Source organism: Pseudomonas poae (assembly GCF_001439785.1).
Lineage (GTDB): Bacteria > Pseudomonadota > Gammaproteobacteria > Pseudomonadales > Pseudomonadaceae > Aquipseudomonas > Aquipseudomonas poae.
On record NZ_JYLI01000003.1, the window covers coordinates 378,606 to 403,053 of the forward strand.

Below are 24,448 nucleotides of genomic sequence, written 5' to 3' on the forward strand. Positions count from 1 at the left end.
ATAACGTCTGATTTCAAATTAAGCTTATGTGCTAATGAATATAAATAAGTGGATGTTTTTGTTGGCGTTTTTTTGGTTGTCGGCGTGTGCTGAAACTGACAAAGAAAGATGTAAAAAAATTATTGATGAAGTCACGGCGAAAAAAGTAGATAGGATTATTCGCTCGGAGCTAATCCCACTATCTGGCGAGAAGCATGGGGAGCTTATAAATCGCATATCGTTTAGCCTTCTTGGGACGCCTTACCAGGAAAATACGCTAATTGGTGATTCTGATACAACTGAAGCTCTTGTTGCGAATTTCAACAATGTGGACTGCTTTACATTTATAGATTACGTCGAGGCCCTTGCTCGAAGCCATGATCAGAAATCTTTCATACATAGTCTTGCAAGAGTACGCTACATTGGAGGTACCGTTGATTATCTCAGTCGTCGGCATTTTTTCTCTGACTGGTTTGCCAGTGCTCCATACAACGGTCGAGACGTAACGCCATTTATAAGCCCTGACTATAAGGTTGCTGACAAGCAACTTAATGAAAAACCGGGTGGTGGTGAATATATTAATGGCTTAGGCATTCATCATCGTAAAATAAATTACATTCCTGGAAGTTCCATTAATCAGAAAATATTGGATGGTCTGAAAACTGGCGATTACGTTGGTGTTTATTCTGCGCTTGAGGGTCTTGACGTTTCGCATGTTGGCATCGTCATTCGCCACGACGGACAAGTATGGTTCAGGAATGCTTCCTCTCTGGCAATGAACAGAAAAGTGGTGGATGTACCTTTTTTGGAGTATATGCGCCCAAAACCGGGCATCATTGTCATAAGTTCTGAGCTGCCAGATTACAGTGCATTTGTCAGGTAAAGTTAAGTCATGATTTTGTAGAAGCCTATTTTTACTCTCTAACTAGAAAGGCATGAGCTGAAGTGGCAGCACGATAAAGTGTTAAGGACTCAATAGAGCGGTAGATGTGCTAAGTGACGGCCGAATGGTTGCGTAAATGTACTCATAAGGCTTAAAAGTGCTCGCTTAAGGAGTCAATTTAACGCTTTCTAGATCTTAAGTATGCTTAAAATGTCTACAGCATCGCGCTATTTCGACCTTCCTTCTGTAATACTGCTTCAGGCGCCTCTTAACTAAAAAGCGTGAAGCGGACGGTTTTGATACGCCTCTGCCTACTATCGAATTTGCGAATATGGACTTGCTACTTAGCGGTTTCGAACGCGATTTCAGGACTTAGATTTTGTAGAGGTTTTCGCGCTAAATGTATAACTCGTATCAAATAAATAGGGGGGATATGAGGCGCGTGCTTAGAGTAATTAGAGTATTTCTTTTAATTTTTTTATTTTGCGATATTGGTTTTAAAGCAGCTACTCCGCCCTATATAAGTCAGGTTGGAGATGGAATGGCTTTCAGTAAATTTAATTTGGCTAGGGGCAGTAAGGGGGCTCTATGCCTGGGGAGATGTTTAGGTTGGGATGGATCTAAGTCGGACTCAGCGAACATATTTGTTAGGGCCTTTTAGTTGAATAAAACTATAGTTCGTTTGTCCTTTTTCATGCTGCAGGTTGAGTCAGATAAGTATTTTCAATCTCGCACTGCATTGCGCGTAGGTCGTCAAACCATGCGCTTCCGTTGTCATGCGTTTTAAGGCACTCTTTCAACTTTTCGCTTATATAGATGAGATCGCTTAGTTTTGGAGAATCTTCGCAGATGTACTGAATGAAATAGGCTAGCGAGGCGCACTCTACAAAGCCGTAAGAAATCAAACGGTTTGTAAGGGCGTGACGGTTAAAATGAATATTTCGTTGGGTATAACCTTTTTTACATTTTTTCATGGTGTCACTCAGGGTGTATGTTCTTGAGAGTGGGCAGTTTATTAGATGATTGTTTGGTATTGATTTTTTTGGTTAACAGACGATGAGGTCAAGTGTATCTCAATGTTATTACTTAACAGCCGCCAAGTTTTTGCGCGCGAGTAGGCTAACGCGTGCATAGGGTGCAGTTCATTCCTAGCGGCGCGGCGCTCGACTGCGTACGTATTGTCATTTAATTCCAAGTTATCAATGCGCATATTAAATCCGAAACTGGGCATCTGGACGACCCGGGCTGTGGATTATCTCTTGGTAGTCTTCACCACAATGCTTATCCTTAGCGTAGTCCAAGAACTGATTAGCGGAGCCACTACTCTAACAAATAAATAGGGCCCGAGAACGATGTATACGCTGGTCGGCGAATCTCTCAGATACTGGAAGTCAGTAATGTCGCATTGTGCGATTGCTCTGGTGCTAGGCGCTTTAGCCGCAGGAGTTCTCTGGCTGGACCGGCTGGAATCCAAGTTTAAAGCGCCGATCCAAAAAACGCCTGGGCAATACACCCCGCCCCCCTGGTTGTTTTTCTTCGAGAGATGGTTGTATTTGAAGCTTGACCAAATCGTAGGGCTTTGACTTCCTGAGTTTTACGTACTGTATAGTACGAGCAGAATCGGTTGTGGTTATATCTATTTTTCCTCAATAAGTTAGACAGTTACATAATCTAACTATTTCTATATTTCTTCTCTTGGAACGAATGAGTGGCTGCCAACCAGCCTCACAGCGACTCCATCGCACCCTATTCGAGCGTCCGTCAGAGGTGGAGGTTAGCCTATAGCGTGGACACATCAGAAGAGCTGGTTTCACGTACAGTACGGTTTTTAACATCAGTCTTCGAAGCGGAGACTTACGTAAAAAAATGAGGGAGTAGTCGGCAGCCATGTGACGAACGGTTGTGTAGCGTTTCTAATTTTCTAGATAAAATTTACAAACTCTATAGATTGGAATCTCGGACGTGACGCATTTTTCCAAACGGATCTAAATTATGCGAGCGATATTCCATTATGGTTGTAGTCACTTGAGGCTTTTAGTTTTAGGCGGAGCTTTTTTCTGTGCTTCAGCGGCTCAAGCCCAGGTTGCGCCGGACGCGGGCCAGCTTCAGCGCCAGATAGACCAGAACCTGCAGAGGCCGGTCGTTGCACCGTCGCCAGCCGCACCGGCGCCCATTTCAGGCGCCGATCACCGCGGGCCCAAGGTTGTTATTCGGCGTGTCGATATTGTCGGCGCCAAACTGATACCGGTTACCGAGCTTGCATCTCAACTCGACCCTTACCTTAATCGTCCTTTGACGTTGAGTGAGGTGCAGACTGCCGCACAACAACTGGTAGGTTACTACCGCGAGCGCGGATGGTTTGTAAGAGTGCAATTGCCTACGCAGGATGTCAGCGACGGTACGCTGCGCATCAACATCGTTGAAGGGCGCTTTGGACGTCTGCAAGTTGCACCCGGTACAGGTCGTGTCCGCAGAGATTTCGTATCCACTCTAGCGGGCCGAGATCTCAATGCTGATGAGCCGTACTCACTGTCACAACTTGAGCGCGGGCTATTGCTGGCCAACGATCTACCCGGAGTTCGGGCTGAAGGTACGCTGCGCCCAGGTCAGGCGCCGGGCACCAGTGATCTGGCGTTGCAGATCAGCGACACGCCTTTATTCGCGGGTCTCGTCGGCGCCAACAACTTTGGCAACCGTTTCACCGGGCGAGGGCAGGGCTTCGGCACCGTCAGACTCGACAATCCCAGCGGCTTCGGTGATCAACTGCAGATCAGTGGGATTCTTAGTGAGCGACTCGATTATGAGAGCGTTTCCTACAGCGCGCCTGTGGGTTATGACGGCCTGCGCGCCAGCGTCGGCTATGGTCAATTGCATTACCAACTGGGTAAAGAGTTTGCCGATTTGGACGCACGCGGCCAGAGTCGCACCCTGTATGCGAGCCTGAGCTATCCATTGTTGCGCAGCACAGAACGCAATATCACGGTGGCGCTGGACGTCAGCCATGCGCGCCTGGAAGACGAGGCCTTTGACGTCACCCTGCGCCGGCGAGATATTCAACTGGCGACGCTCGAACTGCGCGGCGACGCCAGGGATGGTTGGGGCGGTGGCGGTGTCACCGCCGCAAGACTCTCACTGGAGGGCGGGCGCGCCGCGCTGCGGATCGCCGCGGACCGTGATCAGGACGCCCAAAGCGCGGGCGTTGAAGGCGGCTTCGCTGCGCTTGGGGTCGAACTTCGCCGCGATCAGGTACTGGCTCCGGCGCTCTATCTGAGAGGGCGCTTCGCCAGTCAGCTCGCTTTCAATAACCTTGCCTCGTCGCAGCAGTTCAGCCTGGGTGGCCCCTACGGCGTGAGGGGGTATCCGGTCAACGAGGGCAGTGGCGACAGTGGTGCCCTGATGCAACTGGAACTGCATAGCCTGCTACCCATGCTGGGTATTGCGAACCTGGATGGTTATGCCTTCTTTGATGCGGGTGTCACACGCCAACATCAGACTCCCTGGCGAGGCTGGGATACTGCAGGTAGCGGCCGTAACACCTACCCCCTTTATGCCAGCGGCGTCGGTCTTGCCTGGACCCATGCGCATGGTTTCGCCATCAATGGGATATTCGCGGTGCCGCTGGGCAACAATCCTGGTGGTACCCGAAGCGATCAAGACCAGGATGGTGGCTCGACCGGACCGCGTGTCTGGCTCACCGCCAGTCAAAGCTTCTAGGTTCATCGACTCACAACTGCTCAGACTTTTGCGCGGGACATAACCATGAAACGACAAGCCCCCCTTGCAACTCCCTGGCCTGCGGCGTCACGTGCACTGAACTGCGAACCTGCGGCGTGGTTGAGGTGGACTTTCAGGGTTAACGTCTCCTATCAAAAACCAGCGCTCCATTCAGTGCACCTGGCGATGGTGGTAAGCCTGTTGATGGTGTCCACACCTGGCGTGGCGCTTGAGCCCGGTACGCTACCAACGGGCGGGAAGGTCGTCGGCGGCCAGGCATTGCTTCAGCAGCAGGGTAATCAGCTGGTTGTCGAGCAGCATTCCGATCGTGCCATCCTTGACTGGCAATCCTTCGACATAGGTCAGAACGCACGTGTGCGCTTCAACCAGCCAGGCGCGAATGCGACAGCGCTTAATCGTGTCACGGGCGGCGGTGGTCAATCGCTGATCCAGGGCAGCCTTTCCGCTAATGGCAGGGTGTATCTGGTCAACGGCGCAGGAGTACTCTTCGGCCCCAGCGCCCAAGTCAACACGGGAGGTCTGGTCGCCTCGACGCTGGATATTGCCAACGAGGACTTCCTGGCCGGGCGGGACCGATTCGTGCTCACAGACCAGAGCAAGGGCGAGGTTGTCAACCAAGGTCACATCAGCGCCAGGAATGGCACCGTAGCACTGCTGGGGCGAACCGTCGGCAACACCGGCAGTATATCGGCCGATAACGGCAACGTCGTGCTCGCGGGCGGTCAGGAAGTCAGCTTCGCGGCGGGTGCCGACGGCCATCTGCAGATTGCCGTCAGTGCGTCTGAGTTGCAGTCCAGCATCCGTAACGGCGGTGCAATCTACGCCGATGGTGGACAGATCGTACTCAATGCTCAGGGCGCCAACGCGCTCGCCTCGGCAGTGGTGAGCAATACTGGCACGCTGCAGGCTCACACGGTGGCGGAACGCGAGGGCAAGATCCTGCTATTGGCCGATCTGGAGCACGGTGGGCGTGCCGAGGTGGCCGGCACTCTGGATGCCAGCGCCATCAACGGTGGCAACGGCGGTTTCGTCGAAACGAGTGGTGCACAGGTACAGATAGCACCGGCGACTCGAGTCACTACTCAGGCGCCCAAGGGACGGACCGGCAAGTGGCTTGTCGACCCCACCGATTTCACCGTATCGGCGGGTGGCCAAGCTCAAACCACCAGCGGCATTGGTGCAGACACTCTCGTCTCCAATCTGGCCAGCACCAATATTCTTCTGCAAACTGACGCTCAAGGCAGCGAGCCTGGAGATCTGAATATCCAGGCGCCAATCAGCTGGAATGCCGCGACTACCCTGAGCCTGCTTACGTTGCGCGACCTGAATATCAATGCGCCCATCAGCGCCGTCAATGGCGGCCTGACACTGAGCATCGCGCGCAACGTTAACGTCAACGCCGCGATTGATGTGGGAACCTTTAACTTCCTGGGGGGAACCTGGATTCAAAACAGTGCAAATTTACCAACATTTCAGGCCCATGACTTTCGCTTGAATGGCGGCTCGTTCCTGCGCGCGAACGGGGGGGATGGAAGTTCAAGCAACCCTTACCTGCTCACCGACGTTTATGGTGTGCAGGGGATGCAAGGTTTCCTGAGCAGCCACTTCAAACTGGCCAATGATATCCAGGCTGTAGGTACCCAGAACTGGAACTGTGATTCCTCTTGCAGTGGATTTGTGCCTATCGGCAACTTCGATCGACCTTTCACAGGCTCTTTGGATGGTGGCGGTCACCTGATCGATAAGCTTCAGGTCTCGGTCCATGCCTCCTCGCAAAGCACCAATGCTGAGGCCGGGCTGTTTGGCACTTTAGGAAGCGGGGCTCATGTTACCCACTTGGGCCTTACTGACGGTTTTTTCTCGGCTTCCGGCGGCAATGAAAATTTTTCTGGTAGCCTCGCCGCGCGCAATTTGGGGAGTATCGAGAGCACTTATTCCACGGGTTCCGTTACAACTGGCGACGCCAACGCGGATGCGAATTTTGCTGGAGGATTGGTAGGCAATAACACCTTCACAACGGTGAACGGTATCGTGCAAGGAGGCACTATTAGCGGCAGCTACTCCACGGCGTCAGTCATCGCGTCCGAGGGCAAAAATTCTGCATACGCGGGAGGGTTAGTCGGTACCAATGCCCAGGGAACCATCTATCGAAGTTACGCCACGGGATCTGCATCCGCCAGTGATGGTCTCGATTCGAACTATGCCGGCGGGTTGGTCGCAAACAATGTCGGTACAGTGCAGCAAAGTTACGCCTTGGGCAGCGCAACAGCCTTACGCGGTAATCGGACCTTCGTTGGCGGTTTGCTCGGGCAGCACAGTGGCAATGCCATCACCGACTCCTTCTACGCGACCACCGATAGCTCAGGCGCGGGCATTAATAATGCGAGCAATTACAACAGCTTCGGCATCGGTAAGAGCCGGAGCGAGCTGACCACGCTCAGCACTTTCCAGAACTGGGACATCGATGCTACGGGCGGGACCGGGAGGGCTTGGCGCCTATACGAGGGGCAGACGACGCCTTTGCTGCGCAGCTTTCTCAAACCAGTGAATGCAACAGTGAACGATAATGGCCGGGTCTACGATGGGAGCACTGCAACGGTAAGCGGAAATGGTTTTACGCTATCAGCTAGCAGTGCCCAGGTCCTGGGCACGCCGACCTATGCTAGCACCTCTGCCCGTAACGCCGGCGCCTACGCCCTGAGCATGAGTGGCCTCTACTCCGATCAGTTCGGCTACGACATCAGTTATGTCCAGGGGACATACACCATCTCCCAACGCGCGATTGGCGGTGCATTTACCGCTGACAACAAGGTCTACGACGGCACGACCACCGCCACAGTGCATGGCGGTCTCGACAGCAACACTGTCGTGGCGGGTGATGACTTGAGCGTCACCACCAGCGGTCTGTTTGCCGACAAAAACGTCGGTCAAGGCAAAGCGGTCAGCGTCCTCGGCAGCCTGACCGGAGCCGATGCAGGCAACTATCAATTTACTGCCCCAAGTAATGTTGTCGCGGCCATCACGCCAAGGACGATTGGCGGTGCATTCACCGCCGACAACAAGGTCTACGACGGCACGACTAGCGCCACTGTGCATGGCGGTCTCGACAGCAACACTGTCGTGGCGGGTGATGACTTGAGCGTCACCACCAACGGCCTTTTCGCCGACAAAAACGTCGGTCAAGGCAAAGCGGTCAGCGTCCTCGGCAGCCTGACCGGAGCCGATGCAGGCAACTATCAATTTACTGCCCCAAGTAATGTTGTCGCGGCCATCACGCCAAGGACGATTGGCGGTGCATTCACCGCCGACAACAAGGTCTACGACGGCACCACTAGCGCCACTGTGCATGGCGGTCTCGACAGCAATACTGTCGTGGCGGGTGATGACTTGAACGTCACCACCAACGGCCTTTTTGCCGACAAAAACGTCGGTCAGGGCAAAGCCGTCAGCGTCCTCGGCAGTCTGACCGGAGCCGATGCGGGCAACTATCAATTTATCGCTCCGAGTAATGGCAGCGTTGTCGCCGCCATCACGCCAAGGACGATTGGCGGTGCCTTCACCGCCGACAACAAGGTCTACGACGGCACCAGCACCGCCACTGTGCATGGCGGTCTCGACAGCAATACTGTCGTGGCGGGTGATGACTTGAGCGTCACCACCAACGGTCTTTTTGCCGACAAAAACGTCGGTCAAGGCAAAGCCGTCAGCGTCCTCGGCAGTCTGACCGGAGCCGATGCGGGCAACTATCAATTTATCGCTCCGAGTAATGGCAGCGTTGTCGCCGCCATCACGCCAAGGACGATTGGCGGTGCCTTCACCGCCGACAACAAGGTCTACGACGGCACCAGCACCGCCACTGTGCATGGCGGTCTCGACAGCAATACTGTCGTGGCGGGTGATGACTTGAGCGTCACCACCAACGGTCTTTTTGCCGACAAAAACGTCGGTCAAGGCAAAGCCGTCAGCGTCCTCGGCAGCCTGACCGGAGCCGATGCGGGCAACTATCAATTTATCGCTCCGAGTAATGGCAGCGTTGTCGCCGCCATCACGCCAAGGACGATTGGCGGTGCCTTCACCGCCGACAACAAGGTCTACGACGGCACCACTAGCGCCACTGTGCATGGCGGTCTCGACAGCAATACTGTCGTGGCTGGTGATGACTTGAACGTCACCACCAGCGGTCTTTTCGCCGACAAAAACGTCGGTCAAGGCAAAGCCGTCAGCGTCCTCGGCAGACTGACCGGAGCCGATGCGGGCAACTATCAATTTATCGCTCCGAGTAATGGCAGCGTTGTCGCCGCCATCACGCCAAGGACGATTGGCGGTGCATTTACCGCTGACAACAAGGTCTATGACGGCACCACCACCGTCACAGTGCATGGCAGTCTCGACAGCAATACTGTCGTGGCGGGTGATGACTTGAACGTCACCACCAGCGGTCTTTTTGCCGACAAGAACGTCGGTCAAGGCAAAGCCGTCAGCGTCCTCGGCAGCCTGACCGGAGCCGATGCGGGCAACTATCAATTTATCGCCCCGAGTAATGGCAGCGTTGTCGCTTCAATACTCCCGGCTACCTTGAAGATAACGGCGAACGACCAGGTTGTGCCTCCGAGCGGTCGCCCCTATTCGGGAGGTAACGGCGTCCGTTATGCCGGATTCGTGGCAGGCGAAGATGCAAACGAACTCGCTGGTCTGCCCCTGCGCTATGCAGGCTCCGCCCAAAACGCTGTTGTAGCGGGAAATTATTCTATTGCACCGGTGGGCCCAGACACTTTCGGAAACTATGCTATCGCTTATGAGAATGGAAGTTTGCAGATCATCCCAACTTCCGTATCAAGGAACTTAGTGCCCCCTCCCGCTGGCGAAATTAAGCGTAGTCTGACCAACTCTGAAGCGATCGAGTATTTTAATTATGAGGCAATGCGACTGCAGGGCGACGATAAGTTATGGAGTGGCCGTTACGGACTGCCACTTAAATTCACTCCTGGCGGTTTCATCCATGCAGGTAAATAACTTCCCAAGATGAAAAACTGATAACGTGTCTTAAAAACTATGTGCGAGAGTGGAGTGCCACAATGCGGCTCGATCAAGTTGTGCATTGTGATCACGTCTCTATTATCGGAAAGTTCTCTGTCAGGGCGACCACCACCATTTACCTGAGTTAACACTGATGAGCGCGTAAAGTTTAATGGTGCGACATTGGACTTGCGATGACGAAGCCGTTTCAATTTTGCTCGAAAGCACGTTATAGCGATTTCTTTTGGAGTTGCTTTTTCACGCGAATAAAAAGTGAGTAGAACTACGACATTGAAAGAATATATAAATGCCGGATCGTTTCCTATGAGGGGTTTAATATTCGTGAATTTTTTCATTTGTCATCTACTCAGTCATGACGGAAAGTCTACATCGTGGACATCTTTCAACGTACTAATACTTCTTCGTTATGATAAATAATCGATAAGTTCAAGAATTTTCTGGTAGACCTAAAGCTCTCAGCTGGCCATAGTTAAGCTCGGTAAGGGGTTACAGGATTATAGGACCATGGGCTTGCGATGGACTATCTATACAATTACACTATTTTTAGCCTGGGTAATTTTTATAATAATACTTGTAAAAGTTAAGGTAATGGATTCTAGTCAATAAATTCAGGTCGGCACCATGAGCGAAATATGCTGAGCTTCCTACATATAAAAATCAGAAGTCTCTCCTCATAATGGAACCTCCTGCAGAAAGAAGGTTTTTCAGCAAGCTTTGAATTATACGCTAAGATGAGTATTACGAGCATACTGATAAAGATCAGCATCTGATGTGATACCTAGTTTTTTCTTTGCTGAGACCTTGGTCCAACTAACAGTCTTGATGCTTCTGGAAAGTTTCTCAGCAACTTGCGTTGGCGTCAGCCCGGTTGCTAGAAGCCGGATGACTTCTAGCTCTCTAGCTGCCAGCTTTATATTAGGGTTGTTGGAGTTTAATATTGATACATCAGCTAAGGCTTCACGAAAATAGGGACTTATGTAGCGTTGATTTTTAGCCGCATTTTTTATTGCCGCTATGAGCTCGTCGTGATTTGCGTTTTTTTCTACGACTCCGAGAATTCCAAGGTTTAGAATACTTAGAATTAAACTTGGATTTTGTATTGAGGTAAGCACAATAATTTTTAGTTGCGGGTAGAGGCGTTTGAGGCGCCTGAGCATGGTCAGTCCGTCGCGCTGGCTATGTGGCATGGCGAAGTCGGTTAATAGTAAATCACAAGGTATATCATTTAAAATGAGCTCAAGTTCTTCGGGGCTTTCTGCCTGGCCCACAATCAGTCCAAGACCATTTTTTTCAACTATAATTTTTGCTCCTAACAAGATGATGGGGTGGTCATCCGCTATGACGATTCTAAGCTGCATGTCAACTCCTATTTTTCGTGTGCTAGTACGGCATAAAGAATATCGCGAATCATTCTCGCTCGTATCAGCTACTGTGTTAAGTGTCTTATTTTTGACAATTTTTTCAATATTTTACAGTGCAACTATTAAGGCTGATGACCTTGATCTTAGCATATCCGAACAATACTTCCTTCAACAGAATCCAGAATGGATTGTGGGTTACGTTGATGGTGGCCTAGGCAGTGTAAGAGCTCCCGCCAGTTTTAACTATGGAAATGAACTTCTGACGATATTAGCTAAGCAGCTAAAGGTATCTTTGGTGTTTAAAAAGTTTTCATCTACAAGCGATCTGGATGACGCACTTTGTCAGAAAAGTATTGACGTCGTTACAGACGTTTCGATGACCAGCCGCCGCGCATCCTGCGCAGCTTTCTCACAGCCCTATTTTAAGACGCCTGCACTAATATTGGGCTTTGATAAAGCCGTTAGCGGTGCATCAGTTGAGAGCTTGCTCAGGCTGCGGGTTGTGACGGTTAAAAATGATTCGGCAGCCGATTGGCTGAAGATTTTGCATCCTAATACGCCTACACGAGAAACGCTAAACTTGGCGGATGCGTTAAAATTGATAAAGTCCGGAAGCGCAGACGTTATCGTTGAGGACGGGGCTGTCGCTTACCCTGACATGGCCGGCTTAGTATCTCTTCAACTAGCTGCTCGGCCAATTCCGGATCTTGAGACATCTTTGCATTTTGCCGCTGCGCAGGATGAATCGCTTCGCCTCGCACTCATTACCAAAGCTATGCACAATCTTGCGCCTTCTACTCTGTCGCAGCTCAAATCCCGCTGGTTGAGTCGGGAGTTATCTATTTCTGAATTTTTCTTAAGCGATGAGGAGCGGAGCTACCTTGCTAGCCTGCCCGTTCTAAAGGTTGCATACGATCCAGATTGGCGGCCGGTAGCTTTTATTAATGCCCAAGGGCGAGAAGACGGTTTGGCAAGCGAATATTGGCGCGAGGTTGTTGCCAAGCTGGGATTGAAAACAGAATTAGTTCCCGCGAAGAGTTGGAAACAAATGTTGTTCAAAATGGCTTCAGGGCAAGGTGACATTGCTTTGCCGGTTGCATATGCTGAAAGTAACCATGGTCAAGTGCTATACAGCCGCCCCATGCTCTCATTTAGCAACGTCATTGTTACCACCGGTTTTCGAGTCTCGCGCCTAGCTGAACTAAACGGCAAGAAGCTTGTAGTGAGTGACCCACTATATTTGAGGGATCAACTGAAAGCGTTGTTACCAGTCAGCACTGTCGAGGTCGCAGACTCGCCCTCCAAGGCTATGCAACAAGTTGTGGACGGCACTGCGTTTGCCTACATAGGAAACCTCTCGATCATCAATTCGCTGATGATCGAGCGCTTTTCCGGAGTGCTGCAAATAGTCGCTCCCGCAGAAATACCAGGTGATCTGTATATAGGAGTGACGTCCAGATACACGAAGTTGCTACCGTTGATAAATCGAGCATTACGCGCTATCCCAAAAAAGCAGCGCGAAGCCATGAGTGCTAAGTGGCTCTATACTGCGCAGCAAAAGGGTGTTCCTTGGGTTGCCATTAAACAGACGCTTTGGGTTGCCGTGTCAGTTTTCTTTTTCGTCGGCATTCTTTTATTCGTATTTTATCGTCGCTTGCGCAAGGAAATCAATCAACGTTGTGATGCGGAACGTTCTGTCGGCGATCAGTTGCAACTCCGAGATGCGTTGATCGAGACCTACCCTTACCCAGTTGTTGTGAAAGACGTAGATAAACGTTATTTGCTGATCAATCACGCCTATGAGTTGGCATTTGCAATCAACAAACAAGATCTGCTTGGCAGAACAACTTTAGAGACACAACATTATCCGGGTGACTGGTCAATAACTATTGATGAACTTGCAACTCAAGTGATGAGAACGCGTGAAAATTTCCACTCCGAATTTTCTATCCCTAACGGCCAAGGAGAGGTTTGTACCTGGCTTTACTGGATGAAGCCCTTCTACCGTGCGGATCAGGGGCTGGCTGGGGTGATGGTGTCGTTGGTAGATATCACGCTTATCCGGGAGGCTGATGAGCGAGCAAAGTCACTTGAGGCTCGCTTAAATAGAATTACCACCAATCTTTTCGTGGGAGTTTTTGAAGCGACTCAAGAGCGCGGTCAGCTACCAGTATTCTCTTATCTCGCAGGACTTCTGGGACAAAAAATCGAGGATGTATTAGCCGACTCGACTGTGCTTTTCGACACGGTTCTGCCAGAGGATCTTCCTGTATTAATGTCAGACATGGAAGCTAAGGCGGAAAGCGAACAACCGATGCGGACTTTCTTTCGTTGCCGGGCAGTGGACCGTGAAATGCATATTCGTGTTGACGCTGTGCCCGAGAAAACCTCTAGCGGTTCGGTAATATGGAAGGGCGTGTGGGTGGACGTTACGGAGTCCAGGGAAAAATCGTTGAAGCTCTCACAGGCAAAGGAAGCCGCTGAAGAGGCAACTCACGCTAAGTCTCAATTCCTCGCAACGATGAGCCATGAGATACGTACGCCCATGAATGGCATTCTCGGCCTTCTTGAGCTACTGCACTCTAAGTCAATGAGTCCCGATCAACAGCAAATTATGCAGATGATTGATGAGTCAGCAAAGTCGTTGATGACCGTGCTCAACGATGTGCTAGATCTTTCGAAGATTGAATTTAACCAGCTTCAACTTCAAAAACAGCCGACAGATCTTCGGGCCTTAATTAGTAGTGTAACGGGAATTATGGCGCACCAAGCGCATGCTAAAGGGCTTCGTGTGCGTGTCAGTATAAGTCCTGCTCTTGCAACCAGTGTAGAAGTAGACGATATGCGCCTTCGTCAAATTATACTAAACCTTCTGAGCAACGCTATAAAGTTCACAGCAGTCGGAACTGTCTCGATAAAAGTTGTAGTTACTCGCTCCAGCGACAATACTCAACATCTTGATATTTCGATAAATGACACCGGGCCGGGGATGACTAGTTCTCAAAGAGAGCGAATTTTCAAGCCCTTTACACAGGGCGACGAATCCATAACGCGAAGATATGGTGGGACCGGGTTGGGTCTAGTGATCAGTCAACATCTAGTGCGCTTGATGGGGGGGGAGCTGATACTGGACAGTGAGGAAGGAGTAGGTACGAGGGTATCAGTCGCTTTGCCGGTCAGTACGTCGAGTGACGATAGTCAATTCAAAATGCTACTGGGCAAGCGCGTGTGCATTGATCTGACTGATGATGAGGATCGAGCAGAATTAACTTGTCTTTTATTGGCGCTGGGTTTGAACCCGGTCCACTCAACACAAATACAACCCGCACAGCCCTGCGACTTGTACTTCTTTGATAACCCCGAGAAGATCCAATATTTTTCTAATACGCTCGCCGTCGAGGTCACGGCAACCCCTATATTATCGGGATGGCGAGACTCAGGTTCTGGATACCCCAGCCTGAGCAGCAACCCCTTCATGTGGGGCAGCGTGGTATACGTATGCAGAGAGTTGCTTGGTGTTGGAACCAGAAATACCGCTTCACGTTCACGCACAGAGACTTCTCATCGACCATTGATACTGGTGGCCGAGGACCACCCCACCAACCAAGCTTTGATTAAAAGCCAACTTGATCGGCTTGGGTTCGATTGTGAAATAGCTGCAAACGGCAGCGAAGCGCTGCATCAGTTCAATGAAAATGTTCACTGCATGGTTATCACCGACTGTTATATGCCCGTGATGGATGGTTATTCACTTGCGGAAAAATTGCGAGGCAAACTTCAAGATCAGAAGAATTTTCCGATTCTGGCAATGACTGCCAGTATCTTGGTGGAGGAGAAGCAGCGCTGTGCATCAGCAGGAATCGATGAGTGTTTGCTGAAACCCCTGAGTCTGGACACCTTACGTCAAGCTCTGAAGAGATGGTTGCCAGACTCAAAGACTTTCTTAAAGTTGCCACTCAACGAGAAAGAAAAAAAGAGCGCAGACTGGCAGGCTCTGCTCAGTTTATTGGATGAAAATCCTGAGTTCAAAGAACTGATCAAGGGATTTATCCATACGACTGAGGCAGATATCGCATATATTGAAAGCCTTTCAATGCCAAAGGAACAGAAGACGCTGCTGGAGCAACTCCACCGCTTGCGCGGCGGGCTGCAAATGTTTCGTCTAATGGAATTGGCCGGCCGCTCTGAGCTCATTGAACGAGAGCTTGCAGGGGGGGGAGATGTAATATCCTTTGAACTTGCAAATTTTCTGAGTGATGTACGTGTAATACTTAAGGATTTAAAAAAAATAGTCAGTGAGAGTAGTTAACCATCATCTTCATAGGTGCTAAAGCAAAAGTGCTCCATTCCACTTCAAGCACCAGTGCTCGATATCTTCAGCCGAAAGAGCGGCCGAAAAGAGAAAACCTTGACCCTGATCGCAGCCAAACTCCTGTAGAAAATTAAGTTGTTGAAGCGTTTCTATTCCCTCTGCAACAACGTTCATCTGCAGCGATTTACCAATGGCAATAATATATTTAACAATTTTTTTGTAGCGCGCGCTTGTCAACATGTTGCGAGTAAAAGATGGGTCAATTTTTATTTCAGAACAACGTATTTGGCATATACGCTCCAGCGCCGAATACTTAGTACCGAAGTCGTCGATTGACAAACGCCACCCAGATGTAGTGAGCTTAGCCATATTTTCGATGAAGCGGGCTGATGTTAAGGGTTCCCTTCCGTTCTCTGTAATTTCGATTGTTAATGGCTGGGCGCGTATAGTATTGCGACTTACTTGGGCAATGAGTGCGCATATAAAATCGCTATCGCCGATCTGACTGGTCTCTAAATTCAGTGCCATGGGAGCATCTATGCCAGAGCGCATCAAGATATTATGAGTATCCAATGCTTGATCTACTAATGAGTGTGTTAACTCATTTAATAGACCTGCCACTCTGACAGCGTTTAGAAAATGGTCGGGAGTCAAGAGATGAAAACTAGGATGCTGCCATCTTGCCAGCACCTCAAGGCCTGAAAGCTCAAGGCCGTTTAATTCAACTTTTGGTTGATAATAAGCTTTAAATTCTCCGCGCTTGAGCGCAGAAATAATATCATTAGCAGCCGGAATGTGGCCTGAGAAATCTGAATCTAATTTTTTCTTAAGCATAAGAAACAACTCCTACAAGTTTTAAATAGCTCTTATCGCTCCATGACCAATGTAGTTCCGTTTGAAAAAAATCATAACGGACTCCTTCAACAACTGGCTAATTTAGCCGATTATTGTCAATAATATTATTAGTGGCTTCTAGATTTACTTGGTTACTGAATGTATCTTCTACAAACTGCTTGACGGTACTGTGAATTTTAAGTGCAGTGAGCCTTGGTAGCGACCAGAAGCTTGATTTTTCTGTTTAATATTGGCTGTTTTCAGATTGATCAACCAAGGTGTGCAATATACCGGTTTTGGCACATTTGGAAGTGTCACAAGCTGCGGCGTTGATTGAGCAACGTTGGCAAGCACGAACGGTTGATTCGAAAGAACCTGTTTTGAAGCAATAGAGGGTTCAACTGGTGTAGAAACCCAAACTTGATAAGGAATTGTATTGCTAAATTTCGGATTGGGATTTATGATTTTATTCGTTATGTAAAATCCTTTGTCTTTAGAGTTCGGGTCGGATATAATAATATAATAGTGGTTGCTTTGTGCGTTGTAGCCATCATATAGGCACGCATCAATACTCACGTTTCCGGATAGTGTAGGATCATTATGTGCCCCTGGCGTGCTTTTCAATTTGAGATCTACAGTAGGTGATGCGGTGTTGTAATTTGGTAAGTAAATTTGAATGTTATTGCGATCAATCACGTTAAGTGTGATATTAGCAGTCCATTTAGCTACCTTAACATTTGGATCCCAGCGCCACTGGTTAAGTACTAGAGAAGCTTTCCATGTTCCACCTATCGGAAGTTTTTCCAATTGTTGTTTTGATATGTATATAGATAGTAAAGATTGGGCGGTACCATCTCCACCAACCGCATCGTATATGTTTTTCCTTGCGATTACTGGAATATCGTTATAGTTCGCCTTAACATTATACCCTGAGAGAGAGAGTACTTGCTTAATTCCGGTCTTTTTTTCGGTGAACTCAATGTCGATGGGGGTTTCAGTTGAACCGGCGGCCCAAACTGGGGCGGTAGCGCAAGCGCCGAAAGTTTTATCTGACGAAGAAGTGCAAGCCCAAGACATCCTTGAATAATAGTTGTAGTCATCAGTCGGTTGAGGGGTGCTATTTATGGAGCCCTTTCCACCGGAGACGTTACTCCATATAGAGATGTCAGTAGCTAAGTCTTTGTAGATGGATGTTGTTTTAGTGTCCGTCCTATTCGTAACTGGAATGCTTGGAGGAGATACTTTGGCAAGACAAGCGATGGAGTAAAGAAATAGTAATATAGAAAGGCTAATTTTAATGGGGTTTCTACTAGGCTTCATAATTTCAATATTCTCTGTTCACTTGTCACAATGATTTTATAAAAGTAAATAAATTTTACCTTCGACCAATAGCTCTGGATTTTTAGAGCTCACTGATAGGTACATTTTTGTATAGAACTCCTAATCTGTAACCCGGAAAATTCTGGAACATTCCAAGTTTATAAGGCGTTAAGCCTTTGGCGGTTCTCTCGAAGTCAATCTCTGCTTTAGTCTCAACGGTCTCCCTGAAACCTTAGTTTACGGTTTCAGGCCGATTGCTGATGAACCCCACATTCAAAGAATTCAGCTGATGCCGGATGCTTGCTGCCGATAGCGTCTGGCACCCATCTACCATGATGCGAACCGACGTCAAAGTCGAAAAGTTCTACCTTTTATCCAAAGCCAGTTGACGTCCGAAAGGCCGCTGATGGCCTGGCTGCGATGGTCCGGCTAGATATCAAAGTTTCCGTGTTCGACCCGTGCTCTTTGTCTTCGTCATTCACTTTGATAACCCAGAGAGAGGAGAATGGACATTTGACCCGTAAGGCCTTAGCCGACTTGACGCTTACCGCGTATTGACTACCGGTCTTTCCAAGCCCCAAATAGCCACAGCATCGCCACGACTGCAGTTGCCGCGTTAGTGGATAAGCAATACGCTTTCCGCCAATTTATGAGCTTATTTTGGCTGCACGCACGATTTAGAAACATGTCGCAGTTATGACTGCTGCGCTGGACAACGCGAATATTGGAGAACGCCAAGAGTAGTTTGATTCAAAGTGGGGGGGGGCGTTGAATTTCAGATTGGATACTAGATAGATAGTGGGCTTCATCTATCTGGAGCGTTTGTGGCATTTTTGTAGGATCGATGGCGTGGTGAAATCCGTCACGATAAGCGATTATGCAAAGCTAGGAACAGATATACTTCGCAAATCTATGGCAGGCTAAAAAACTGAAGTGCAGGTTTTTCATGTTCTATAGCCTGCCCAACTCGTAAGTGTTTAGTTCTTAGCTAAAAAGTCAGATTTTTTTAGTATCTTCACAACTCGAGGTAGAGCCTTGATTTCTTCCGGAATATCATTGGCCGTAATAATTTTACAATCAACGCTGCCTAGCATTCTTAACCCATTTTGACTTTTCAGAACCCTAACCGGGCATTGGTATAGTGTCTTTTCCTTCACAACATACAGCTGCTTAGGCTGCCCTGTGAACTCGCCTACAAAACTTCCGTCGTCATTTATGTTTGGCACAGTTGCGTTTAAAATGAACCCACCGGCCAGCAAATTTTCGCCATTGAGCATCAGCTGTCCCAAATAGGTATACTGAGTAGTCGCCGTCAGCTGTCGTACCCCTAGTTTCCCAGGTTGCATAAACCAACTTAGATCGCCTGCGCCCTGCTCCAAGGTTGCGATGCCGTCACCAGTACGCGATGTAGAATCTTCGACATGGCTCTGCACACTCTGAAACCCCTCAACAGGAACAAACGTTTTTTGGCCGGCATACAACGTCGTTTTTGTTATTCCCGGCATTTGAATATCTGCGACTGCTAGGCGTTGCTCATCAGATCCATTTTGTCTCGCTGCTTCAAATATCAATCCGCCCATCGGATCGCTTCCCCCATTGTCCGTACCCCAAACGAATTGGTGAGGGGTGACTGCAAACGATGAGGAATACGCGCCGCTTACGTCGGTGCGCGTTTGAGCCGTCGATTGGTATTGACTCACCGCACCGCTGAATCGACCCATGGCGCTTTCCGCGCGGCCATTGATGTTAATGCTACGTTGGTTGTCGTTGCTAGTAGAAAGATTAGCACCGAGCTCGCGGTAACCCCTATCGGCCCAACTGCTGACATGACTGAGCTGATAGTTTTCTTTGGCTGTCTGTTGCTTGTTCTGACTCGTGGTCATCTGCGCCGACTGGAAGTCGGTACGCCCGCTGGAGGTAGCGCGAGCTCGATGAGACAAACTCAATGTAAGGGTCACACCGTTATCGCGAAGCTGGCCGTTTTGCGCCTGATACAACGAAACGCTGGGATTGAAGATCCAGTCATCTTTTACGAAAGCTCTGCTGAAGTTTAACGTCACAGAGTGATGAGTAAATTGATTTATCGAAGATCCATATTCGTTGGTATAAGAACCGGATGCTTGATTAAAAGGGATAGCGATGTCTCGATCACTGATCAGGTTGCTCTGGCGATTCTGTGTTTTTGAAACGCTATACCCCAAGGTGGTGCTCCAACTAAAAAGATCTGTACCTATCGTCGCGTTCAGAGATTGGTAGCAGCTCAGGTAAGTATCTGTTTCGCAGCGTGGATTGCTGATATTGTAACGATAAAGGCTAGCGCTGAAACCGTCGTTCCAGTAAATTTGTTGGGTGTCACCACGGCTGCCATCCGAACCATAAAAAAAATTTGCCGTAGCATTGAGGTTGCCGAAGCGGGTTGGCAGGCTCCAGTCGAGTTTGTTTTCTGCATACTTAACGTCACGTATCTGTGCAACACCCACAGTGGTTACAGTGTTGAAACCGGTATTTAATTTTCCCCCAACTAATGCGGAAGGGCTTTTTTGAGTCCGGCCTCTATCAAGATTTTGAGTGGTTGGGTCTTCGGCTATGCCGGCCTGGGCAAACCACTGAAAGTAGCCTACTTTTCCGCTGGACGAACCCGTCTTGGAAAAAGGTCGGGTTTCGGTACGAGCGAGCAGTCCGTTTTCAAATACCTTTAAGGTTAAGATATAGCTGCCGTCTGGATAAAGCGTCGTATCAACGTTCTGTAGACCACCTTGTACATAGTTAGTGCTTAGCAACTGGTTGCCGCGATATACATCCACCCGCGAAGGGACGGTCAAAATCAGATTAACTGGCGTTCCTTTGTTTTGTGCTGCCTGATTCACATAGGCCTGCGTCGTCCCAAAACGTATACCATCCGTCTTGCCTGTGGGTAAAAGGGAAAAGCCGAAAGAGCCACCCAAATTGCTCGAAAGGTTTCTCTGGTCCATTCGCCCAGCTTGCAGGTAGTAGCTATTGTTAATGTCATAGCGGTAGTAAAACTGGTCGAGATAGGTATTACTGATGCGTTGTTGGGGCGATTGCGTACCGATGTAGCGCCAAGCAGTTCCAACATAGCCCCTTTCGCCGACGCCGAGTGCGCCGATGCCGCTGATGGACAAATTTTTATAGGCGCTGTTGCCCGAATAGTTAATTGTTTGACGATGAATCAATGCATTTTTAAGATCTTCATTAGGCTTAAAGTATAGAGGTTGCGCACTGACATCGTTCAAGTTAAGCCATTTTGGATTCAAAAATATAGAAATAGCTTGATTGGCTTCGTCGTAGATGTAGGCCACCGAATCAGTGCTTATATAGCCACATCCGTTTACTTGAATATTATCTTGGCAGGCCAGTTGGGAGTTACGTTTGTGCGGAGTGCTCAGAAGGCTCATCAACTGCTGACGTTCAGTTTTGGTAATCGCACTAGAAAGTGGCATGGCATCAAGGACGGCTTTGGGATCGTCGAGTGTTACCGAGTCAGCATCGACGTCGGCCAAAAACATGCCAATTTTTTTACCGGGCACGGAGGCTTCTAATGATACTGTTTGAGTCTGTGCTAAAAACTCAAAGTCTTTAGGTGGACGTTCAGAGCCGTTTGCGTTAGTTAGTATAATCGTCAAAAACAGCGCACTAAAATAGTGATACTTTCTATTTAATATAGGTAGCATTTTTCCATCGCTGCTAATGTTCTTCGGTCTAGCGCGTGCCGTACTTATCGTTAATGAATCGATAAGTACGGGCTTTGACAGACTAAAATTTAACTTAAGGCGTAGTCGTCGATGCGTCTTGAGTAATAATTAAATTCACGGTGCCCGAGTATCGGCCCGCAACGCTCAGTTTTCCCTGAGTCGCTTGACTTATTTTGAGATCTTGAGCTTGAGAGGCGCCATCATTATCCCAAATTAAATCACTCGGCTTAATCGTCAGGTCCTTAGCAGCATCCAGCTGGGTGCCCATGAAGCTGACAGCGAGTGGTACCACAGGCGCGGAAGAGTTGGTGGTGTTAGCCAATTGTGGCTTGGAGCCTAGACGCATCAACAGATTTTTTGAGGTGTCATTGGTATATAGTTTGGTTCGAATAATATAGTCTTTTAGTCCCGTTGTTGGCAGGTAGCTCATTTCCAATGTTTTTGGAATCGCATTACCATCGGCCTGCATAAATCCAAGCGTGGTATCTACATCAGCAGTGACGACTATGTCTGTTTCATATGCATTTGCTGTGGATGCCAGCAAGCCAGATGCAACAAGCGTAAGCGGGAGTAGCAGAAGTGATTTCTTCATGATGCTCATTATCCTAGGATAAACTATTTAAGATGACCATTTTCTAGCAGGCAATGGCAGGCGCTGATCAGACTAGAAATCCCAGTGTTGTGATTTCAAGTCGGAATCTTGAGTTTGATAGTTAACAACAATAGACTTCACGCCTGTCGTTTCTTTGGGTATTTGCAGAGACAGTCCGGGGAACACACTTTTTTCGATCATGGTTTTTTTGCAAGTGCTTTGTGTCGCTCCCGAACACACTGAGATATCTTTAATCCATACATGAACATTACCCGTGTTTTCGATAATCTTATTTTTAATGTCTACACCTAGTTTGACTTCAGGATCTTGTGGTTTGCTGTAAACCAATACTCCCCATGTCAGGCTGATGCCCACACTGGCACCATCCTCAGTAGTCACCTGAGCGTCATCCGAGTTTGCGGCCACAGGTTCAACATACACGCGATACAGTAGTTCTTTGCTCGGACTTGAAAGACTGCGCAACCGAACAGTATGCTCTCCTCCAGGTGGCAAAATAATTTTTTGCGGCGACGCTATAATTCCGTTTCCGCTGAGAATCGAAACGTTAACTTCTTTTTCCTCCGGGGTTGCCGGATTCAATACCTGTTTTACATAAATTTTTAGATATTGAACTTTGTCTGACTTAGAGTAGACTTTAAACTGATTCTTACTAGGGTTGACGTCGTTCATGGTTATGGACATCGGGTATACCATAACATTCGCGTTCGCCAAGCCTGAAAAAAATACAAAAAAAAGCAGGCAGTAAATCCTGTTCACTAGCTTCATATATTAAGCGCCTGTAAAAATTAATTACGGATAAAGTTTGTGTCTGTTTAAGAGCTGACAATTCTGTTTAAATTATTGTCAGAAATAACCCGGAAAATTCTGGTTTTTGCTTGATTGCACACCTACTGCTCATGTCTAGGTGACAGGCGTTGGAAGGTCTAACCCAGGAGCTCGGCGTCGGAGAGCCATCTACATGAATCTTTAGAGTTGCTCAAGGGCTGATTTGTAGGGATCTAATGATGAATCGCCCCGGGTTTCGTAGACACCTCCATGCCTTAAAATGAGGCCAATCAGGAGGTGCCATGAGCAACCCGCGTTATCCCGAAGAATTCAAAATCCAAGCAGTCAATCAAGTGACCGAAAAGAAGCTGCCTGTCGCTGAGGTAGCGGCCCGTCTCGGCGTGTCGACGCATAGCCTCTATGCCTGGATAAAGCGCTACAGCAAACCTCAAGAAGAACGGCAGCAGGATGATGATCAGCACGCTGAGCTACGTCGTCTGCGAGCGGAACTCAAGCGCGTCACTGAAGAGCGAGACATATTAAAAAAGGCCGCCGCGTACTTTGCCAAGGAGTGCGGCTGAAGTACGCCTTTATCAAGCAGCGCGCGGGCGACTATTCGATTCGACGGCTTTGCCTGACGCTGAAAGTCCATCCCAGCGGTTATTACGCCTGGCTGTCTGAGCCGCAATCTGTACGCGCCAAAGACGACCAGCGACTGCTGGGTTTGATCAAGCATTCCTGACTGGAGAGCGGCAGCGTTTATGGCTATCGCAAAATCCACGACGATCTGCGCGAGGTCGGCGAGGATTGTGGTCGTCATCGTGTGGCGAGGCTGATGCGTCTTGAAGGTCTGCGTTCTCAGACAGGCTATCGGCGCCGCCCTGGAAAGTACGGCGGCAAGCCAGCGTTCGTCTCACCCAATTTGCTGAAGCGCCAGTTCGATGTTGTGGAACCCAACAAGGTTTGGGTAACCGACATCACGTACATTCGTACGTATGAAGGCTGGTTGTATTTGGCGGTGGTACTGGATCTGTTTTCTCGGCAGGTCGTTGGCTGGTCAATGAAGTCGCAGATGACCAGTGATTTGGCTATTGATGCGTTGTTGATGGCGGTTTGGAGGCGTAAACCGAAGCAAGAGGTGATGGTTCATTCCGACCAAGGCAGCCAGTACAGCAGCTCCGATTGGCGCAGCTTTTTGAAGGCAGACAATTTGGTTGCCAGCATGAGTCGCCGAGGCAACTGTCATGACAACGCCGTGGCCGAGAGCTTTTTCCAGCTTCTGAAACGGGAACGGATCAAGCGAAAAATCTACACCACGCGGGAAGATGCTCGGAGTGATGTGTTTGATTACATCGAGATGTTCTACAACGTAAAACGCCGCCATGGTTTCAACAATCAGCTGTCACCGGTAGAGTTTGAAAAGCGTTACGCAATGAGCTTGCAAGGTGTCTAGAGAATCCGGGGCGATTCATATCGCCTAGATTATGAACGTGTGTTTGCTGGCCGCTTACCGTATTTCGCAGCTTGAAAACAGAATGGATACCGACCGTGGGCTATCGAACTGCGCAGGAAGCACAGCGCGATATCAGCCATTTTTTGATGCACTGCTACAACTGGATTCAGCCTCATCAATTCAACGATGGGTTGGCACCAGCGCAGGCCGAGGAAAAACTTAACGTGTAAGCGTCTGCCGAACCCGTCTTGAACAACTGGATTAGAATTCCGGTGTACCTATTTCCGAATTTCCGTTGAGGTCGCTGGGTAGGCTCTGTAGTGGTCAACTAATCCCGGACACGACGTTAAGTTTTTCCTCGGCCCGCGCTGGGGCCAACCCATCGTTGAATTGATGAGGCCTAATCCAGTTATAGCGATGCATCAAAAAATGGCTGATATCGC

General features: G+C 49.0%; 11 protein-coding genes and 2 pseudogenes. 6 read left to right on the top strand and 7 right to left on the bottom strand.

Going from position 1 to position 24,448, the window contains the following annotated elements; genetic code table 11:
* The first annotated feature begins 34 nt into the window (after positions 1-34).
* Positions 35-862 carry a DUF1460 domain-containing protein gene (locus tag TU75_RS05440; protein ID WP_060548382.1) on the top strand — a complete coding sequence of 276 codons (828 nt, stop codon included), beginning with the start codon at positions 35-37 and terminating at the stop codon, positions 860-862.
* A gap of 692 nt (positions 863-1,554) precedes the next feature.
* Here TU75_RS05440 and TU75_RS27290 read toward each other — a convergent pair.
* Entirely contained in the window at positions 1,555-1,836 is a 282-nt protein-coding gene (locus TU75_RS27290; RefSeq protein WP_141719107.1) for a hypothetical protein, read from the bottom strand.
* A 1,018-nt stretch (positions 1,837-2,854) separates the two neighbouring features.
* Between TU75_RS27290 and TU75_RS05455 the strand changes: the two genes are divergently transcribed.
* Together TU75_RS05455 and TU75_RS05460 are read left to right on the top strand one after the other, a co-directional pair.
* A complete protein-coding gene (locus TU75_RS05455) occupies positions 2,855-4,576 on the top strand; it encodes a ShlB/FhaC/HecB family hemolysin secretion/activation protein (protein ID WP_082630295.1) in 1,722 nt (573 codons plus the stop codon).
* A gap of 45 nt (positions 4,577-4,621) precedes the next feature.
* Positions 4,622-9,610 (top strand): beta strand repeat-containing protein, encoded by a 4,989-nt coding sequence (locus TU75_RS05460; protein WP_082630297.1) that lies wholly within the window; start codon positions 4,622-4,624, stop codon positions 9,608-9,610.
* A gap of 743 nt (positions 9,611-10,353) precedes the next feature.
* On the opposite strand, the gene TU75_RS05465 is transcribed toward TU75_RS05460, so the two are convergent.
* Positions 10,354-10,992 (bottom strand): response regulator, encoded by a 639-nt coding sequence (locus TU75_RS05465; RefSeq protein WP_060548387.1) that lies wholly within the window; start codon positions 10,990-10,992, stop codon positions 10,354-10,356.
* Between TU75_RS05465 and TU75_RS05470 the strand changes: the two genes are divergently transcribed.
* Positions 10,991-15,304 carry an ATP-binding protein gene (locus TU75_RS05470; RefSeq protein ID WP_082630299.1) on the top strand — a complete coding sequence of 1,438 codons (4,314 nt, stop codon included), beginning with the start codon at positions 10,991-10,993 and terminating at the stop codon, positions 15,302-15,304. The genes TU75_RS05465 and TU75_RS05470 overlap by 2 nt on opposite strands.
* A gap of 18 nt (positions 15,305-15,322) precedes the next feature.
* Here the strand turns inward: TU75_RS05470 and TU75_RS05475 are convergent, their stop codons facing one another.
* The 5 genes from TU75_RS05475 to TU75_RS05490 all read right to left on the bottom strand — a co-directional run bounded on the left by TU75_RS05475 (position 15,323) and on the right by TU75_RS05490 (position 22,456).
* Positions 15,323-16,141, bottom strand: a complete 819-nt coding sequence (locus TU75_RS05475; RefSeq protein ID WP_082630301.1) for an EAL domain-containing protein — start codon at positions 16,139-16,141, stop codon at positions 15,323-15,325.
* Positions 16,142-16,309: 168 nt separating this feature from the next.
* A complete protein-coding gene (locus TU75_RS26265) occupies positions 16,310-17,461 on the bottom strand; it encodes a CblD like pilus biogenesis initiator family protein (RefSeq protein ID WP_082630303.1) in 1,152 nt (383 codons plus the stop codon).
* Positions 17,462-18,438: 977 nt separating this feature from the next.
* Complete coding sequence (locus TU75_RS05480; RefSeq protein WP_060548388.1) at positions 18,439-21,153, bottom strand: TcfC E-set like domain-containing protein; 2,715 nt, start codon at positions 21,151-21,153, stop codon at positions 18,439-18,441.
* A gap of 94 nt (positions 21,154-21,247) precedes the next feature.
* The gene (locus tag TU75_RS05485) at positions 21,248-21,766 is read right to left on the bottom strand and encodes a CS1 type fimbrial major subunit (RefSeq protein WP_060548389.1); all 519 of its coding nucleotides are present in this window, start codon (positions 21,764-21,766) and stop codon (positions 21,248-21,250) included.
* A 72-nt stretch (positions 21,767-21,838) separates the two neighbouring features.
* Positions 21,839-22,456 carry a hypothetical protein gene (locus TU75_RS05490; protein WP_169794343.1) on the bottom strand — a complete coding sequence of 206 codons (618 nt, stop codon included), beginning with the start codon at positions 22,454-22,456 and terminating at the stop codon, positions 21,839-21,841.
* Positions 22,457-22,854: 398 nt separating this feature from the next.
* Between TU75_RS05490 and TU75_RS05500 the strand changes: the two are divergent.
* Both TU75_RS05500 and TU75_RS27295 read left to right on the top strand, forming a co-directional pair.
* Positions 22,855-24,005: pseudogene (locus TU75_RS05500) on the top strand (IS3 family transposase).
* Positions 24,006-24,061: 56 nt separating this feature from the next.
* Positions 24,062-24,235: pseudogene (locus TU75_RS27295) on the top strand (IS3 family transposase); the annotation flags it as partial.
* Positions 24,236-24,448 lie beyond the last annotated feature (213 nt).

Excerpts from the sequence above, each read along its gene's own strand:
- TU75_RS05475 (WP_082630301.1), bottom strand. The coding sequence starts at position 16,141 with ATGCTTAAGAAAAAATTAGATTCAGATTTCTCAGGCCACATTCCGGCT.
- TU75_RS26265 (WP_082630303.1), bottom strand. The coding sequence starts at position 17,461 with ATGAAGCCTAGTAGAAACCCCATTAAAATTAGCCTTTCTATATTACTA.
- TU75_RS05490 (WP_169794343.1), bottom strand. The coding sequence starts at position 22,456 with ATGAACGACGTCAACCCTAGTAAGAATCAGTTTAAAGTCTACTCTAAG.
- TU75_RS05465 (WP_060548387.1), bottom strand. The coding sequence starts at position 10,992 with ATGCAGCTTAGAATCGTCATAGCGGATGACCACCCCATCATCTTGTTA.
- TU75_RS05440 (WP_060548382.1), top strand. The coding sequence starts at position 35 with ATGAATATAAATAAGTGGATGTTTTTGTTGGCGTTTTTTTGGTTGTCG.
- TU75_RS05485 (WP_060548389.1), bottom strand. The coding sequence starts at position 21,766 with ATGAAGAAATCACTTCTGCTACTCCCGCTTACGCTTGTTGCATCTGGC.
- TU75_RS05455 (WP_082630295.1), top strand. The coding sequence starts at position 2,855 with ATGCGAGCGATATTCCATTATGGTTGTAGTCACTTGAGGCTTTTAGTT.
- TU75_RS05480 (WP_060548388.1), bottom strand. The coding sequence starts at position 21,153 with ATGCTACCTATATTAAATAGAAAGTATCACTATTTTAGTGCGCTGTTT.
- TU75_RS05470 (WP_082630299.1), top strand. The coding sequence starts at position 10,991 with ATGTCAACTCCTATTTTTCGTGTGCTAGTACGGCATAAAGAATATCGC.
- TU75_RS27290 (WP_141719107.1), bottom strand. The coding sequence starts at position 1,836 with ATGAAAAAATGTAAAAAAGGTTATACCCAACGAAATATTCATTTTAAC.
- TU75_RS05460 (WP_082630297.1), top strand. The coding sequence starts at position 4,622 with ATGAAACGACAAGCCCCCCTTGCAACTCCCTGGCCTGCGGCGTCACGT.